Source organism: Caulobacter sp. GW822-FHT07D08 (assembly GCF_058798735.1).
On sequence record NZ_JBXAKU010000011.1, the window covers coordinates 15,150 to 31,024 of the forward strand.

Annotated in this window: 13 protein-coding genes; 6 read left to right on the plus strand and 7 right to left on the minus strand. The window is 66.5% G+C overall.

Translation table 11 applies throughout. From position 1 onward, the window contains the following. The first annotated feature begins 37 nt into the window (after positions 1–37). Positions 38–1,180 (plus strand): 8-amino-7-oxononanoate synthase, encoded by a 1,143-nt coding sequence (gene bioF, locus AC1RJ9_RS19300; protein WP_492839679.1) that lies wholly within the window; start codon positions 38–40, stop codon positions 1,178–1,180. Then, positions 1,177–1,833: a dethiobiotin synthase gene (bioD, locus tag AC1RJ9_RS19305; protein ID WP_492839678.1), complete on the plus strand. Its 657-nt coding sequence runs from the start codon at positions 1,177–1,179 to the stop codon at positions 1,831–1,833. The genes bioF and bioD overlap by 4 nt, the downstream gene beginning before the upstream one ends. Here bioD and AC1RJ9_RS19310 read toward each other — a convergent pair. Continuing rightward, the gene (locus tag AC1RJ9_RS19310; protein ID WP_492839698.1) at positions 1,822–2,778 is read right to left on the minus strand and encodes an NAD(P)-dependent oxidoreductase; all 957 of its coding nucleotides are present in this window, start codon (positions 2,776–2,778) and stop codon (positions 1,822–1,824) included. The two genes, bioD and AC1RJ9_RS19310, sit on opposite strands and share 12 nt — an antisense overlap. Positions 2,779–2,789: 11 nt before the next feature. On the opposite strand from AC1RJ9_RS19310, the gene AC1RJ9_RS19315 reads away from it, so the two are divergent. The 3 genes from AC1RJ9_RS19315 (at position 2,790) to AC1RJ9_RS19325 (ending at position 6,270) form a co-directional block, all read left to right on the plus strand. Next, entirely contained in the window at positions 2,790–3,689 is a 900-nt protein-coding gene (locus tag AC1RJ9_RS19315) for a flagellar motor protein MotB (protein WP_492839677.1), read from the plus strand. A 102-nt stretch (positions 3,690–3,791) separates the two neighbouring features. Then, complete coding sequence (locus tag AC1RJ9_RS19320) at positions 3,792–4,631, plus strand: arginyltransferase (protein WP_492839676.1); 840 nt, start codon at positions 3,792–3,794, stop codon at positions 4,629–4,631. A gap of 214 nt (positions 4,632–4,845) precedes the next feature. Further along, positions 4,846–6,270, plus strand: a complete 1,425-nt coding sequence (locus AC1RJ9_RS19325) for a methyl-accepting chemotaxis protein (protein WP_492870916.1) — start codon at positions 4,846–4,848, stop codon at positions 6,268–6,270. A 147-nt stretch (positions 6,271–6,417) separates the two neighbouring features. Here AC1RJ9_RS19325 and AC1RJ9_RS19330 read toward each other — a convergent pair whose 3' ends face one another. From AC1RJ9_RS19330 to AC1RJ9_RS19345, 4 genes are read right to left on the minus strand one after another with little or no spacing between them, the layout of a single operon-like run. Further along, complete coding sequence (locus AC1RJ9_RS19330; protein WP_492839674.1) at positions 6,418–7,185, minus strand: SDR family NAD(P)-dependent oxidoreductase; 768 nt, start codon at positions 7,183–7,185, stop codon at positions 6,418–6,420. 10 nt (positions 7,186–7,195) lie between these two features. Continuing rightward, complete coding sequence (locus tag AC1RJ9_RS19335) at positions 7,196–8,131, minus strand: NAD(P)H-dependent flavin oxidoreductase (RefSeq protein ID WP_492839673.1); 936 nt, start codon at positions 8,129–8,131, stop codon at positions 7,196–7,198. Between the two features lie 8 nt (positions 8,132–8,139). Beyond that, positions 8,140–9,102: a quinone oxidoreductase family protein gene (locus AC1RJ9_RS19340; RefSeq protein ID WP_492839672.1), complete on the minus strand. Its 963-nt coding sequence runs from the start codon at positions 9,100–9,102 to the stop codon at positions 8,140–8,142. A gap of 40 nt (positions 9,103–9,142) precedes the next feature. Next, the gene (locus AC1RJ9_RS19345; protein WP_492839671.1) at positions 9,143–10,471 is read right to left on the minus strand and encodes a serine hydrolase domain-containing protein; all 1,329 of its coding nucleotides are present in this window, start codon (positions 10,469–10,471) and stop codon (positions 9,143–9,145) included. A 202-nt stretch (positions 10,472–10,673) separates the two neighbouring features. Here AC1RJ9_RS19345 and AC1RJ9_RS19350 point away from each other — a divergent pair, with 202 nt between their 5' ends. Further along, on the plus strand, positions 10,674–12,113 hold the full coding sequence (locus AC1RJ9_RS19350) for a hypothetical protein (protein ID WP_492839670.1): 1,440 nt from the start codon (positions 10,674–10,676) through the stop codon (positions 12,111–12,113). A 61-nt stretch (positions 12,114–12,174) separates the two neighbouring features. On the opposite strand, the gene AC1RJ9_RS19355 is transcribed toward AC1RJ9_RS19350, so the two are convergent. Both AC1RJ9_RS19355 and parC read right to left on the minus strand, forming a co-directional pair. Next, the gene (locus tag AC1RJ9_RS19355; RefSeq protein WP_492839669.1) at positions 12,175–13,572 is read right to left on the minus strand and encodes a serine hydrolase domain-containing protein; all 1,398 of its coding nucleotides are present in this window, start codon (positions 13,570–13,572) and stop codon (positions 12,175–12,177) included. After that, complete coding sequence (gene parC / locus AC1RJ9_RS19360) at positions 13,569–15,848, minus strand: DNA topoisomerase IV subunit A (RefSeq protein ID WP_492839668.1); 2,280 nt, start codon at positions 15,846–15,848, stop codon at positions 13,569–13,571. The genes AC1RJ9_RS19355 and parC overlap by 4 nt, the downstream gene beginning before the upstream one ends. Positions 15,849–15,875 lie beyond the last annotated feature (27 nt).

The window sequence follows — 15,875 nt, forward strand, 5'->3', positions numbered from 1 at the left end:
CTATTCCCGCCCACCAGCCACGGCAAAGGGAAACGACATGCAAAGCCTCGACGCCTTCGCTGGCGAGAAGCTGGCCGCCCTGGACGCCAAGAGCCTGCGCCGCCGCCTCAAGCCCACCCGCCGCCATGACGGCGCCGTGGTCGAGCGCGATGGCAAGCGGCTGATCTCGTTCTCGTGCAATGACTATCTGGGCCTGTCGCACCATCCTCTCGTTCGCGCGGCGGCGGCCGAAGCGGCGCTGAACTACGGCGCCGGCGCGGCGGCCTCCCGCCTGGTGACCGGCGATCATCCGCTGCTGAGTGATCTGGAAAAGCGCCTGGCCCGCTTGAAGGGAACGGAGGCCGCCTGCGTGTTCGGCTCGGGCTATCTGGCCAATACCGGCACGATCCCGACCCTGGTCGGTCCCGGCGACGCGGTTTTCGTCGACGCCCTGGCCCACGCCTGCATCTGGAGCGGCGCGCAGCTGTCCGGCGCCAGGATCGTCAAGTTCGCCCACAACGACGTCGAGGATCTGGCGCGCCTGCTGAAAGCCGAACGCCCGCTGGCCCGCCATGCCCTGGTCGCCACCGACGGCGTGTTCTCGATGGACGGCGACATCGCGCCGCTCGATCAGTTGTCCGCGCTGTGCGCCGAGCACGACGCCTGGCTGCTGAGCGACGACGCCCACGGAGTCGGGGTGTTGGCGCAAGGCCGAGGTTCGGCCGCTCTGTTCCCGGATGCGGACATCCCCTTGCAGATGGGAACCCTGTCAAAGGCCCTGGGCTCTTACGGCGGCTATGTCTGCGGCTCTCAGGCGGTGATCGATCTGCTGAAGACCCGCGCCCGCACGCTGGTCTACGCCACGGGCCTGCCGCCGGCCTCGGCCGCCGCGGCCCTGGCGGCGCTGGACCTCATCGAAGCCGAGCCCGAACTGACCGAGCGGCCATTGGCCAAGGCGCGCCTGTTCACCCGCCGCCTCGGCCTGCCCGATGCCCAGAGCCCGATTGTGCCGGTGATCATGGGCGGCGCCGAGGCCGCCCTCACCGCCTCGACCGCGCTGGAGGCGCGGGGCTTCCTGGTCGTCGCCATCCGCCCGCCGACAGTGCCGGAGGGTACGGCCCGCCTGCGCGTGGCCTTCAGCGCCGAGCACGACGACGCCGACGTAATCCGCCTGGCCGACGCCGTGGCGGCGCTGCGATGAAAGCCCTTTTTGTCGCCGGAACGGGAACCGACCTCGGCAAGACCCATGTCGCGTGCGCCCTGCTCCGGGCCGCTCGGACACGCGGCCTCCGCGTCGACGCCTTCAAGCCCGTCGTCAGCGGCTTCGATCCCGAAGCGCCCGAGACCAGCGATCCCGCCCGTCTCGCCATCGCGATCGGCCGTCCCGAGGCCTGGGCCGAGATCTCGCCCCGCCGCTATCGCGCACCGCTGGCCCCGAACCTGGCGGCGAGATTGGAGGACGACACCCTGGTCATGGCCGACCTGGTCGCCGACTGCCGAACCTGGCTGGACGGCCGCGACACCGACCTTGCCCTCGTCGAAGGCGCTGGCGGGGTGATGTCACCGATGACCGACGACGCCACAAATCTCGACCTGATGGTCGCGCTAGGCTTGCCCGTCCTGCTGGTCGCCGGCAGCTATCTTGGCACGGCCAGCCACCTGTTGACGGCTCTGGAGGTGCTGCGGGCGCGGGATCTGACGGTAACCGCGATCGTGGTCAGCGAGAGCCTCGACGCCCCCGACCTCGATCAGACCGTCGAGATGACGCGGGTCTTTGAGCAGACCGCCCCGATCGTGGTCGCGCCGCGCGATCCGGACTGGAGCGCGGCCGAACTCGCCGACCTACTTCTCTAGCCGCGCGACCAGGCTGGACGTGTCCCAGCGGTTGCCGCCCATGGCCTGCACCTCGGCGTAGAACTGGTCGATCAGGGCGGTGGCCGGCAGTTGGGCGCCGTTCGAGCGGGCTTCGTCCAGGGCGATGCCGAGGTCCTTGCGCATCCAGTCGACCGCGAAGCCGAAGTCGAACTTGCCTTCGGACATGGTCGGCCAACGGTTCTCCATCTGCCAAGACTGGGCCGCGCCCTTGGAGATGGCGGCCAGCACGTCCTCGGTCGGCAGGCCCGAGCGTTTGGCGAAGTGCAGCGCCTCGGCCACGCCCTGGACGACGCCGGCGATGGCGATCTGGTTGCACATCTTGGTCAGCTGTCCCGAACCGACCTCGCCCATCCGGCGCACGGCCTTGGCGTACACCCCGATCACCGGCAGCACGCGGTCATAAGACGCCTGGTCGGCGCCCACCATGATGGTCAGCTGGCCGTTCTCGGCGCCCGCCTGGCCACCGGAAACCGGTGCGTCGACGAAGGCGCAGCCGCGCGTCGCCAGCAGTTCGGCCATTTCGCGAGCGACCTTGGCCGAGGTGGTGGTGTGGTCGACAACCGTCACGCCTTTCTCGAGCGCCGGAAGGGCCTGCGCCACGACGTCGCGGAGGTCGTCGTCATTGCCGACGCACAGCAGCACCACCTCGGCGCCGGCCACGGCCTCGGGAATGATCTCAAAGGCCGCGCCGCCGTGCTTTTCCGCCCATTTGCGGGTCTTTTCGGCGGTGCGATTGTAGACGGCGACCTCGTGGCCGGCGGCCTTCAGGTGGCCCGCCATCGGAAAGCCCATCACACCCAGACCGATAAACGCCGTCTTCATGCCGCTGCTCCACTTATAGAGGCTGGGATTACGCGCCCGACGGCGGCTTCGGCAACCCCATCTTAACGTCCTTTGGGCACGTTGCGGCGCATGGTTAAGCAGGCTTAAGCACGATGGCGGTCAACAGCGAACAGCCGATCATCATCAAGAAGATCAAGAAGGGCGGCGGCGCCGGGCACCACGGCGGCGCCTGGAAGGTCGCCTATGCGGACTTCGTGACGGCCATGATGGCCTTCTTCCTGCTGATGTGGCTGCTGAACACGACCAGCCCCGAGCAGAAGCAGGGCATCGCCGACTATTTCGCGCCGGCCTCGATCTCGTCCACGACCAGCGGGTCGGGCGGCATCCTGGGCGGCACCTCGCTGGGCGACGACGGCGCCAAGGCCGACGGCAAGTTGTCGGTCATTCAGCAAATGGCGCCCGAAGCCCCCGACAATGTCAGCAAGGATGGCCAGAGCTCGGAACAGGCCTCCCTCGCCTCCGCCAGCGAGCAGGCCCTGCGCGACGCCCTGGCCAAGAAGGAACAGGACGCCTTCGCCTCGGCCGCCCAGTCCCTGCGCCAGTCGCTGCAGGACATGCCCGAACTGGCCGAGCTGTCGAAACAGATCATGATCGACCAGACCCCGGAAGGCCTGCGCATCCAGCTGGTCGACCAGGAAGGCCGGTCGATGTTCAAGGAAAACTCCCGCGAGCCGAACGACCGCGCCAGGATCCTGCTGCGCGCCGTGGCCAAGGTGATCAACCAACTGCCCAACCGCGTGACCATCTCGGGCCACACCAGCGCCAACGCCTATGGCAAGAAGCAAGACGGCGACTGGGCGCTCTCGGCCGCGCGCGCCGACGCCTCGCGCGTGGTGCTGCGCGGCGCCGGGGTCGACGACGACCGGATCTATCAGGTGTCGGGCAAGGCCAATTCCGAACCGCTGTACGCCGACGACCCGACCTTGGCGGGTAACCGACGCATCTCGATCATCCTGCTGCGTGAAAAGCCGGTCCTGCCGGACAACCTGTGACCGTTCGACGCGCAAGCGCTCCGTGAAGCTTGCGCAACTGAACTCTATGCCCCCTAATCCCGTTCTGGGCGGCAGACGCGCTGAAGGGGACAGGGCCTACAAGTGACGCAGCATTTTCCGACGCGACAGCTTCGGTTCTTTCTGACGGCGCCCACGCCTTGCCCGTACCTGCCCGGCCGCGAGGAACGGAAGGTGTTCGCCCACCTGCCCCTGTCCGACGGCCCGACGGTCAATGACAGCCTGACTCAGGTCGGCTTCCGTCGCTCGCAGAACATCGCCTACCGTCCCGCTTGCGAGACCTGCCGCGCCTGCCAGTCGGCTCGCGCGCCCGCCGCCGACTACGTGCTGTCGCGTTCGGAGCGGAAGGTCCTGAACCGTAACGACGACCTCGAGCGCCACTTGGTCGAGGCCGAGGCGACTCTGGAGCAGTTCGAACTGCTGCGCCGCTATTTGCTGGCTCGCCACGCCGACGGCGGCATGGCCGAGATGACCTGGCCCGATTACGTGGCCATGGTCGAGGACACCGCCGTCCGCACCCACCTGATCGAATATCGCCGCAAGTCACAGGACCGCGGCCCGGGCGACCTGATCGCCTGCGTGCTGGTCGACGTGCTCGCCGACGGCCTGTCGCTGGTCTACAGCTTCTACAATCCCGATCTCGACCGTCGGAGCCTGGGCTCCTTCGTCATCCTGGACCACATCGTCCAAGCTCAGCAGGGCGGCCTGCCCTACGTCTATCTGGGCTACTGGGTCCCGGGCAGCGAGAAGATGGCCTACAAGGCGCGCTATTCGCCGCTGGAAATCCTGAAGCCCGGCGGCTGGTCGCTGATGTCGGCCCGCGAACGCGGCGCTCGTCCGCCCAGTTCGCGACCCAACTCACATGACACCTGCGACCTCGACCTCAGCGACGCCGAGCCGGCTTCGCTGGACGACCTGCCGTAGCGGAACGTTTCCGAAGACACCTCGGAATACACGTCTTCCAACGGCAATAACCTCAAGACACGCAAAAGTGGAACGCGTGAACTTGGCAAGAATGTCAAAAGATCGCGGTCAGATGAATTGAATCTGCACCTTGGTTAACACCCAAGAAACCACTTCATCCCAAATTTAGTGAAACGCTTCGGTGAACGCGGCGACAGTTAGGGGGATGTGGATTATGTTTTTCTCGGAACGCAAGACGGGCGAGATCAATCTCCTCAAGAAGCAACTGGCGGACCTGAAGGAACGATCCGAACTGCTGGATCAGGCCTGTGGCATCGGCCTGTGGGAAGCCGTGCTGCATGACGCCGACGCCCTGCACCCCAAGAGCGTCTGGACCTGGTCGCCGGAATTTCGCCGGCTGATCGGCTACACCAGCGAGGCCGACTTTCCGAATGTCTGCCGCTCCTGGTCGGACAGGCTGCACCCCGACGATGTGGAACCCACGTTCGCCGCCTTCGCCGCCCACCTGACCGACAAGACCGGCGCCGCGCGATACAATGTCACCTATCGCCTGATGACCCGGCAAGGCGTCTATCGCTGGTACCGCGCTACCGGTGGGTGCATTCACACAGAAGGCGGCCTGATCCGCGCATGCGGCTCGCTGACCGATATTCACGAGCAGACGCTGATCGAGCAAAAGGCGCGCGACGAAGCCGCCGAGAACCAAATCGCGCTGGACGCCCTGGCGGACGGCCTGAAGGCCCTGGCCGAGGGAGACCTGACCCACAAGATCGATGCGGCCTTCTCGGCCAGGGCCCAGCCGGTCAAGGACAATTTCAACCACTCCGTAAGCCGCCTGCGCGACGCGCTCGTCAACATCGCCTCGACCGCGGGCTCCATCCGGGGAGGCTCGGCCGAAATCGCCAGCGCGTCTGACGACCTGTCGCATCGCACGGAGCAGCAGGCCGCCAGTCTGGAAGAGACCGCCGCGGCCCTCGACCAGATCACCTCGACGGTCAATCGCAGCGCGGAGGGCGCCATCCAGGCCTCGAACGCCGCCGCCTCGGCGAAAATCGACGCCGAGCGTTCGGGCGAAGTGGTGCGCGACGCGGTCGCGGCCATGGGGGAGATCGAACAGAGCTCGGGGCAGATCACCCAGATCATCGGCGTTATCGACGAGATCGCCTTCCAGACCAACCTTCTGGCCCTGAACGCCGGGGTCGAAGCGGCCCGTGCGGGCGAGGCCGGCCGGGGCTTCGCGGTCGTGGCGCAAGAGGTGCGGGCCTTGGCTCAACGCTCGGCCGACGCCGCCAAGGAGATCAAGACGCTGATCGCCAGCAGCACCGCCCAGGTCGAGCGCGGCGTGAAGCTGGTCGGTCAGACCGGCGAGGCCCTCAGCGGCATCGTCGGCAAGGTGACCGAGATCACCGACCAGATCACCGAAATCGCCCGCTCGTCGCGCGAACAGGCCACCGGTCTCAACCAGGTCAACACCGCGGTCAATCAAATGGACCAAGTCACCCAGCAGAACGCCGCGATGGTCGAGGAAGCCACCGCCGCGGCCAGCAATCTGCGCGGCGAGGCCAATGAATTGACGCGGCTGGTCGGCCGTTTCCGCATCGGAGACGACCAGAACCCGTCGGTCGCCCGGGCGGCCTAGCCTCCGCCATAGCCCCCAGGTCCCGGAAGCCTCGCGAAGGCTCTCCCGGGATCTGGGGCCAGCGCGGCGCGGTTGGTCTCAAGTCCAGCGCGGCCGCTTCGCCCCGGCCGGTAGACCGGCCTTGGCGTTTCTGACTGAATGGACCTCCTAACGCGCGAAGCTGACCCCGCCGTCCACCGTGACGGCGCCGCCCATCACATAGTCCCCGGCCCGCGAGGCCAGGTAGATGGCCGCGCCGGCCATGTCCTCTTCCGAACCGATACGGCCGGCCGGGATGGCCTTCGACACCGCGTCGGCGTGGTCGCGGGCGACCTTGTTCATGTCCGAGGCGAAGGCGCCGGGCGCGATGGCGCTGACGGCGATGTTGTCGGCCGCCAGGCGCAGGGCCATGCGCTTGGTCATGTGCAGCAGGCCGGCCTTGGACGCGCCGTAGGGATAGGTCTCTTCCTTGCTCACCGACTGGCCGTCGATCGAGCAGATGTTGATGACCTTGGCGACGCGATCCTTGGCGGCGGCGCGCAGCGGGCCGATCAGGGCCTGGGTCAGGAAGAACGGCGTCTTCATGTTGAGGTCGACGGTCTTGTCCCAGCCGCTTTCCGGGAACTCGTCGAAGGCCGCGCCCCAGGCCGCGCCGGCGTTGTTGACCAGGATGTCGAGCTTTTCCTCGCGTTCCTTGATCCGGTCGGCCAGGCCCTGAATGCCTTCCATGGTCGAGATGTCGCCCGGCAGGGAGACGCAATCACCGTACTGGCTGAGTTCCTCGGCCGTCGCGTCGCAGGCGGCGGCCTTGCGGGCGGTGATATACACGCGCTTGGCGCCGTAGGTCAGGAAGCCCTTGACGATCATCGCGCCGATGCCGCGCGAACCGCCGGTAACCAGGGCCACGCGGCCCTCGAGGGAAAACAGGTCTTGCATTTTGTAGCTCCTAGAAGGCGCGGGCGGCGGCCAAAGCCCCCAGCCGGCCAGTGATGTCGTGGAATTGGGCGACGGTCTCGTCGATGATCTGTTGGGCGGTCTTGATCTCGTCGATCAGACCCACGGTCTGGCCGGCCAAGGCGGGCGCGGCCTCCATGTCACCGCCGAAATAGACGTCGAGGATGTTCTTCAGCACATCGGGCGGCATGACCCCCGCGTCGTAGATCTCTTTGGTAAGGTCGGACTTGATGGCGCGGATGCAGGGGCTGGCCTTTTTGTTCAGCACCCAGGTGCCGGTTTCCTTGGCCCCGGTGATCGCCGCCTTGTAGTTGGCGTGGACCGGGCTCTCGGCCGAACTGACGAAGCGAGTGCCCATCTGAACCGCCTCGGCGCCTAGGGCGAACGCCGCCGCCATGCCGCGCCCATCGCAGATGCCGCCGGCGGCGACGATGGGCACGTCGACCCGCGCGCGGATCGCTTGTAGCAGGACCAGGGTCGACACCTCCTCCGGATTCTTGAAGCCGCCGCCCTCGGCGCCCTCGACCACCAGGCCGTCGACGCCCGCCTCGACGCATTTGACCGCCGCGTCCACCGTCGGCACGGCGTGGTAGACGACGATGCCGGCGTCCTTCAGCGGTCCGACGAACTTGGCCGGGCTGCCGGCCGAGGTGGTGACGAACTTGACCCCGCTCTCGCAGACAAAGCGCAGCATGGCGTCGTCGCGCAGAAACATGATCGGCAGGTTCACTCCGAACGGCAGGCCGCTGGCCGCCATCTTGGTGATCTCGGCCTTGCAGGTCTCGGTCTCGCCGGACGAAGTCTCGATGACGCCAAGCCCGCCAGCCCTGGAGACAGCCGAGGCTAGCGGAAAGCGAGCGATCCAGCCCATCGGAGCCTGGATGATTGGATATTTCGCGCCCGTATGGGCCAGGACACGGTTGGTCATTCTGGCCATCAGGGGATCAGCAGCACGCGGCCGACAGCCTGGCGGCTCTCGATATAGGCATGGGCGGCGGCGGCTTCGGACAGCGGGAAGGTCTTGTCGATCACGACCTCCAGCTCGCCCTTGGCGGCGCGGTCGATCATTTCCTGGATCATGTCGTGGACGCGGTCGGTCATGATCTCCGCGCCCAGAAAGACGCCGGTCAGCGATCGATTTCCGCCCATCAACGACGACACGTCCACCTTCATGGGCTCGCGCCCGGCGTTGCCGACCAGCGAGATGCGTCCACGATAACCCAGCGCGCCGAGGCTGCCTTGCAAGGTCGCGCCGCCGACCGGGTCGACCACCAGATCGACGCCCTTGCCGCCGGTCAGCTTCATCACCTGCTCGACCAGGTCGTCACGGCGGTAGTTGACGCCGTGATCCATGCCGAACGCCTTCAGGCGTTCCAGCCGCTCGTCGCTGGAGGCCGAGGCCAGCACCGTCGCGCCGGCCTGCTTGGCCAGTTGGATAGCGGCCAGGCCCACGGCGCCCGCTCCGGCCTGGACCAGGACGGTTTCGCCCGCCTTCAGACGGCCCGCGCCGAACAGGCACTCGTGCGCCGTGCCGAACGGCACCGGAATGGCCGAAGCCTTCTGGATGTCGAAGCCGTCGGGGATCGGCCAGGCGTTGCGGGCCGGAACGGCGCGCAGCTCGGCGTGCGAGCCGAAGGCGTTCACGGTGACCACCCTCGTCCCGACCTTCAGGTGAGAGACCTCGGCGCCGACCTCGATGATCTCGCCGGCGGCCTGGTAGCCCACGATGTGCGGGCTGCCCGCCATCTGGCCGCCGCCGCGATTGAGGGTGTCGCCGCCCTCGATGCTGACCGCCTCGACGCGGATCACCACGCCCTGCGGATGGCAGACGGGGTCGGGAACGTCCTCGTAGCGAAAGACGTCCGGCGCCCCTGTCTCATAATAGACGGCGGCCTTCATGGCGTTCTCCCTGTTGTTGTTCTTGGCTCTTGAAGGAGCGTTATTTCTTAGGGTCGATCAGGGCGTCGTAGACCAGCTTGGCGCTGTCATCGTCGATGTCCTTGATGGTCGGATCGCCGCCCTTGTTGAGGATGTGGATCATGCCCAGGAAGAAGAGGTCATTGGTCGGGTCGATCCAGAACCAGGTGCCGGCCGCGCCGCCCCAGCTGTAGGTCCCCTGCCCGTACGGACCGGCCTTGGCGCTATCCATCACGATCGCGAAGTCGAGCCCAAAGCCTTTGCCCTTGGCCGCGTTGAACGGCGGGTCGTCCGAATTCATGATCGTGTCGCTGAGCATATTGGTCCGCATCAGCTTGACGGTCTCGGGCTTGATGATGCGATGGCCCTCCAGCTCGCCGCCGTTCAGCAGCATCTGGGCGAAGCGGGCGTAGTCGGCGTTGGTCGAGACCAGGCCGCCGCCGCCCGAGGCCAAGGCCGGCGGCTTGGTGATATCCAGCACCATGAAGCCGGTCGCGGGAACCAGCTTCTGTTCCTTGGGTCCCCAGACATAGAGCGAAGCCAGGCGATCCATCTTCTCCGGCGGCAGCCAGAAGGCGGTGTCGACCATCTTCAGCGGCGTAAAGATCCGCTTCCGCATGAAGTCGCCAAGCGACATGCCGCTCAACTTCTCGACGATCAGCCCCTGGATGTCGACCGAGACGCTGTACTTCCAGCGCGTGCCCGGTTGGGCCACCAGCGGCAGGGCGGCGACCTTCTGGACGAACTCCTGGCTCGACTTGGCGCCCAGCACGCCGGTCGAGACATAGGCCTTGTCGATGGGATTGTCGGGGACCAGGCCGTAGGCGAAGCCGCCCGAGTGGCTCATGATCTCGCGCAGGGTCGGCGGACGGTCGGCGGGCACGGTGTCGAACGAGCCGTCCGCGTTGACGCCCTTGAAGACGCGCAGGCTCGCGAACTCGGGGATGTACTTGCTGACCGGGTCGTCCAGCTTCCACTTGCCCTCCTCGTAGAGGATCATCATGGCCACGCCGGTGACGGGCTTGGACTGCGAATAGATCCGGAAGACGGTGTCCTTGGTCATCGGTGGGCCGTCGAAGCCCTTCTTGCCGTGGACCTCGTAGTTCACGACCTTGCCGTGACGGACCAGCATGGTGGTGACGCCCGGCAGGTGGCCGGTGTCGACCAAGTTCTGCATGTGGGCGTCCAGCTTCTTCAGGCCTTCGGCCGAGAAGCCGACGCTTTCCGGCGCGGCGGGGGCGATGGCGGGCGTGCTGTACGCCGCCCCCAGGGGAGCAGCCAGAGTCGCGGTGGAGCCGCCGCCTAGCAGCGTCGCGGCCAGCGCGGCCGCGATGAACTTCCGAAACGCCAAGGCGTCCTCCCCGAACAGATGTTTGACGCGACCTTAGAGCGGGCGCATCCGCGTTGAAACCCGCTTTTTCAACGTCCGGATGACAGGCGATCCGTCACGCCCAAGGTTAAGGTTATTTCATGAAGAACCGGGTTGTTCGAACGTCGTTCATGTATATTTTTTACTGCACGAGGGATTACGATATTTTAAGGCGACGCTGGCGATGGCCACCCTGGACAACCTGATCACGATCTACCGCAATATCCATCGCTTGCCGACGCAGGCGGAGCTTCCCCTTTCGGCCTCGACACAGCTGACCATGATGGCGCAAGGCATCGACGCCGACAGAGGCGGCATGGTCGGGGACCTCTGGAGCTATGCCTCCGCTGTGCGCTGGATCCAGGACAGCGCCAAGTCCACGACCGAGGTGGCGGTGATGGCTTACGGTTTCCTTGCCGACATAAGCCTGGGCACGCAGGGGCTGGACTATCTGCTCTCGCCGGTCGGCGGGAATGCGAACAATCTGAACAGCGCCTATTACGCGCAGTTCAATCTCGTGAACCGCTACATCAATTTCGCGATCAACCTGGCCAAGTTCGGTGAAGGTCGGGAGAACTTCATCAAGAGCTACGGCGAAAATGGAACAATGTATTCGACGTTCCAGAAGGCCTATCTGAAGCTCTTCGGCGTCGAGCGCACCTATGACGAGATTCTGACTTATCTCGACGCGGAGGTGCCGAACGGTCGCGGAGGGACCTACACCCGGGGCGAATATTTCGCCGAATTGGGCGGCGACGGCGGTAACGGCATCGGGACGCGCGCGGCCATGGTCGGCGCGCTGATGGCCGAGGCCATGACAAGCAGCCAGGGCCCGTACGCGGACGCCGTCCGCGCCTTTCTCGCCGACGTCGCAATAGACGGTAAGACGAACCCGCTGTCGGTGTTCTTCTCGGTCTACGGCAAGGGCGGACACCACGCGGCCGGCGGCCCCGACGACCCGGGACTGCCCGGCGAAAGCGCGCGTTTCGCCCACGACTGGAACGTCGACGTCTACAACCGGGAGCCGGACGACAACACCCACGTCCTGGCCAGCGACGGCAACGACGTCATCAAGCCGATCATCACCGATGGCCCCGGCGGACTGGACGCGGGCAAGCACATCAACACCGGAGGCGGCAACGACATCGTCTTTGTCGACAACGGGATCATGCGCGGACATATCGACACGGGAACCGGCAATGACCAGATCTTTGTCGAGAAGTTGGACGGCGGCGTCACCACCGGCTCGGGTTACGACTCCGTGGACATCGGCGGCTTCGCCGGCCTGCACCTGGTGAACGGCAAGGTCACCGACATCGCCGTGATCGACGACTTCAAGAAGGGCTTCGATATCCTCAGCTTCCCGGGCCTGGTCGGGCCAGGCGAGAAGAAACAGCTCTACTTCGTCGCCAACGCCACCTTCGACGACGCGCTGAACGCCTATGCGAGCATCACGGCCGCCAACAGCAACACTGTCTTCGAGTGGAACGGCGACACCTATGTCTTCCACCAGAACGGCGTCACCGGCGTCGATGCGGGGGATGGCCTGATCAAGCTGGCTGGCGTCACCGGCCTTGTGGTCGGCGGCGTCACTCAAGCGGTCGATATCCTGTTCGCGGCTTAGTTTTCAGCTCACCAAGCCGCAAACAAGCTCCCTCCGCCCCGCGGAGGGAGCTTTCCTGCTTCTAACGGGCGGTAGTCGCCCTGGCGGAGGGTCTGGCGGGCTGCTGCCCCAGCGCGATCTCCGTCGGGCGTTCGATCGCCTGGTACACCAGGGCGCGCGACTGGGCGTCCAAACCGGGACCGACGCCGCCAAGCCGCTGGATCATGCCGACGAAGAACAGGTCGTTGGCCGGGTCGATCCAGAACCAGGTGCCGGCGCTGCCGCCCCAGCTGACCGTCCCCGGCCCTACAGGCGCGCCCGAGGCGGCTGGATCGACGGCCACGGCCATGTCGATGCCGTAGCCCATGCCGGCCGCGAACGGGAACGGCTTGGGTCCGGGGTTGAGCACGCCTGTCGTGCCGTTGGTCGTGACCACGAAGCCGGGCGGCAGATGGTTCTGGGTCATCAGCGCCACGGTTTCGGGCTTGAGAATCCGCACGCCGTCCAGCACGCCCTTGTTCAGGATCATCTGGGCGAAGCGGGCGAAGTCGCCGGCGGTCGAGACGAGGCCGCCCCCGCCCAACGGCGCGGCCGGCGGCTTGCTGACGTCGCGCCAGGCGCCTTCCATGGCCGGCGCCAGCGCACCCGTCGCCGGATCTCCGTCATAGAGCGCGGCCAGGCGGGGCTGCTTCTGGGCCGGCACGTAGAAGGCGGTGTCCTTCATCTTCAACGGCGCGAAGATGTGCTCCTCCATGAAGACCGGCAGGGTCTCGCCCGACAGCTTCTCGACGATGTAGCCCTGGATGTCGGCCGCCACGCTGTAGCGCCACAATCGCCCTGGCTCGGAGAACAGCGGCAGGCCCGAGACCTTCTGAACCAGCTCGCTCAGCGAGCCGGACTGTAACACGCCAGCGCGGTAGTAGGCTTGGTCGGCCGGACTGCCGGGATCGTCGGCGATACCGTAGGCGAAGCCGGCTGTATGGGTCATCAGCTCGCGCATGGTCGGCGGGCGGGTGATCGGCGCCAGGATGGGCTGGCCCGCCGCGTCGACGCCCGTGGCGATGCGGAGATTGGCGAACTCCGGCACGAACTTGCTGATCGGGTCGTCCAGGTTCCACAGACCCTGTTCGTACAGGATCATCATCGCCACGCCGGTGACCGGTTTGGTCTCCGAGCGGATGCGGAAGATGGCGTTGATCGGCATCGGCTCGCCGCCCAGGGCGCGATGGCCGAAGGCCCTGGCGTGGACGACGCGGCCGTGGCGGGCCAGCAGGGTCACGCCGCCGGCGATCTGGCCGCGGTCGACCATGGCCTGCATGTGATCGTCGAGCTTCTTCAGCCGCTCGGCGCTGAAGCCCTGCTCTTCCGGCTTGCCCCTCGGCAGGGGCAAGGCCAGGGCCGGGGTCGCGGCGACGGCCGCGCAACCGAAGACGCTGGCCAGCAAGCTCAGCGCGCGGCGACGCAGCCGTCCCCTGCTCATTTCGGCTTGAACCGCTTGTTGGTCGCGAAGCCCTTGGGCGCCAGCTTGCCGGCTCCGGCCCGGCGACCGATCCATTCCTTCCACTCCGCCCAGTCGCGGCGGCGGCCGGCGGTGTCGATCCAGTAGGCGCCGGTCTCGGCGTTGAACGACAGGCCGTCGCGCAAACCGCCCTCGCGATAGGCCTGCAGCTTGACGCCCTTGCCGCGCGGCATTTCCGGCAGCTCCTCGATCGGGAAGATCAGGATCTTGCCGTTGTCGCCGATCACCGCGAACTGATCGCCCACGGCTTCCAGGCAGAAGGCCGCGCCGGCGGCGTCGACATTCAGGACCTGCTTGCCGGCCTTGCGGTTCGCGAGCGCTTCTTCCTCGGGCATCAGGAAGCCGTAGCCCAGCTTCGAGGCCAGAATGCGTTTGCGGCCGGCCTTGAACGGGAAGACGTCGATGATCTTCACCTTGTCGTCCAGCTCGATCATCATTCGCACCGGCTCGCCATGGCCCCGCGCGCTGGGAAGCTTATCGCAGCCCAGGGTGAAGAAGCGGCCGTCGCTTGAGAAGATCAGCAGCTTGTCGGTGGTCTCGGCCGGGACCAGGAAGCCCAGCTTGTCGCCGTCCTTGAACTTCAGCTCGGACGGATCCTCGACCTTGCCCTTGGCGGCGCGGATCCAGCCGCGCTCCGACAGGATGATGGTGATCTGTTCACGGACGATCATCGCCTCGATGGCGGCGTCGGCGTCGACGACCGGCGCGTCGGCGAAGATCGAACGGCCGATGACGCCCGTCGCTCGACCGGCCTTGTCCAGCGGATGCTTGATCTTCAGCAGCGTGGCGCGGACATCCGACAGGCCCTTGCCGACCAGCTTCCACTGCTTGGCCTCGCTGGCCAGCATGGCCAGGATGCCGTCGCGTTCCTCGACCAGCTCGGCGTGCTCGCGGCGGATCTCCATCTCCTCCAGCTTGGCCAGCTGGCGCAGGCGGGTGTTGAGGATGGCGTCGGCCTGGATATCCGAGAGCCCGAAGGTCTCGATCAGCTTTTCCTTCGGCTTGTCCTCGTAGCGGACGATCCGAATGACCTCGTCGAGATTGAGGTAGGCGATCAGCAGGCCGTCCAGGATGTGCAGACGGGCTTCGATCTTGGCCAGGCGGTGACGGGCCCGGCGGGTCAGCACTTCGCGGCGGTGGGCCAGGAAGGCCATCAGCGCCGGCTTGATGCCCATCACGCCCGGCGTGCCACGCGCGTCCAGCACGTTGATGTTGACCGGGAAGCGAGCCTCCAGCGCCGAGAGCTTGAACAGGCTCTCCATCAGCACTTCGGGTTCGACGTTCTTGGACTTCGGCTCCAGCACCAGACGAATGTCTTCGGCGCTCTCGTCGCGGACGTCGCCCAGCAGGGCGGCCTTCTTGCTCTCGATCAGATCGGCCAGCTGCTCGACCAGATCGGACTTCTTCACCTGGTAGGGGATCTCGGTGACGACGATCTGGTACGTGCCGCGACCGGTGTCCTCCTTCTCCCACTTGGCCCGCACCCGCACGCCGCCGCGACCGGTCTCGTAGGTTTCCAGCAGGGAGGCGCGGGGCTCGACGATGACGCCGCCGGTCGGGAAGTCGGGTCCTGGGACCTTTTCGAGGATGTCCTCGGTCGTCGCGTCGGGATTGGCCAGCAGCAGTTGGCAGGCGTCGATCAGCTCGGCGGCGTTGTGCGGCGGGATCGAGGTGGCCATGCCGACCGCGATGCCCGACGAGCCGTTGGCCAGCAGGTTCGGGAAGCCCGACGGCAGAACGTAAGGCTCCTCGTCCTGGCCGTCATAGGTCGGCTTGAAGTCGACCGCGTCCTCGTCGATGCCGTCCAGCAGAAGCGTCGCCGCTTCCGTCATCTTGCACTCGGTGTAGCGCATGGCCGCGGCGCTATCGCCGTCGATATTGCCGAAGTTGCCCTGCCCCTCGACCAGCGGGATGCGCTGGCTGAACTCCTGGGCCAGGCGCACCAGGGCGTCGTAGATCGACTGGTCGCCGTGCGGGTGGAAGTTACCCATGACCTCACCGACCACCTTGGCGCACTTGCGCGCCGCGGCGTCGGGGTTCAGGCGCATGTTGCTCATCGCGTACAGCACGCGACGGTGCACGGGCTTGAGGCCATCGCGCACGTCGGGCAGCGCCCGCGAGCCGATGGTCGAGAGCGCATAGGCCAGATAGCGGCGCGACAGGGCTTCCGTCAGCGGCTCGTCGAGGATGCGGTCGCCGTCGTCAGGACCGCCGGGAGGAAGGACAGGCTTGTTCATCGAGGGGATTCGTTACTCCGGGTAGCG

Bases quoted from the DNA above. Each gene is read 5' to 3' on its own strand.
- bioF (WP_492839679.1), top strand. From the start codon at position 38: ATGCAAAGCCTCGACGCCTTCGCTGGCGAGAAGCTGGCCGCCCTGGAC.
- parC (WP_492839668.1), bottom strand. From the start codon at position 15,848: ATGAACAAGCCTGTCCTTCCTCCCGGCGGTCCTGACGACGGCGACCGC.
- AC1RJ9_RS19350 (WP_492839670.1), top strand. From the start codon at position 10,674: ATGGCCACCCTGGACAACCTGATCACGATCTACCGCAATATCCATCGC.
- AC1RJ9_RS19355 (WP_492839669.1), bottom strand. From the start codon at position 13,572: ATGAGCAGGGGACGGCTGCGTCGCCGCGCGCTGAGCTTGCTGGCCAGC.
- AC1RJ9_RS19340 (WP_492839672.1), bottom strand. From the start codon at position 9,102: ATGAAGGCCGCCGTCTATTATGAGACAGGGGCGCCGGACGTCTTTCGC.
- AC1RJ9_RS19315 (WP_492839677.1), top strand. From the start codon at position 2,790: ATGGCGGTCAACAGCGAACAGCCGATCATCATCAAGAAGATCAAGAAG.
- bioD (WP_492839678.1), top strand. From the start codon at position 1,177: ATGAAAGCCCTTTTTGTCGCCGGAACGGGAACCGACCTCGGCAAGACC.
- AC1RJ9_RS19330 (WP_492839674.1), bottom strand. From the start codon at position 7,185: ATGCAAGACCTGTTTTCCCTCGAGGGCCGCGTGGCCCTGGTTACCGGC.
- AC1RJ9_RS19335 (WP_492839673.1), bottom strand. From the start codon at position 8,131: ATGACCAACCGTGTCCTGGCCCATACGGGCGCGAAATATCCAATCATC.
- AC1RJ9_RS19325 (WP_492870916.1), top strand. From the start codon at position 4,846: ATGTTTTTCTCGGAACGCAAGACGGGCGAGATCAATCTCCTCAAGAAG.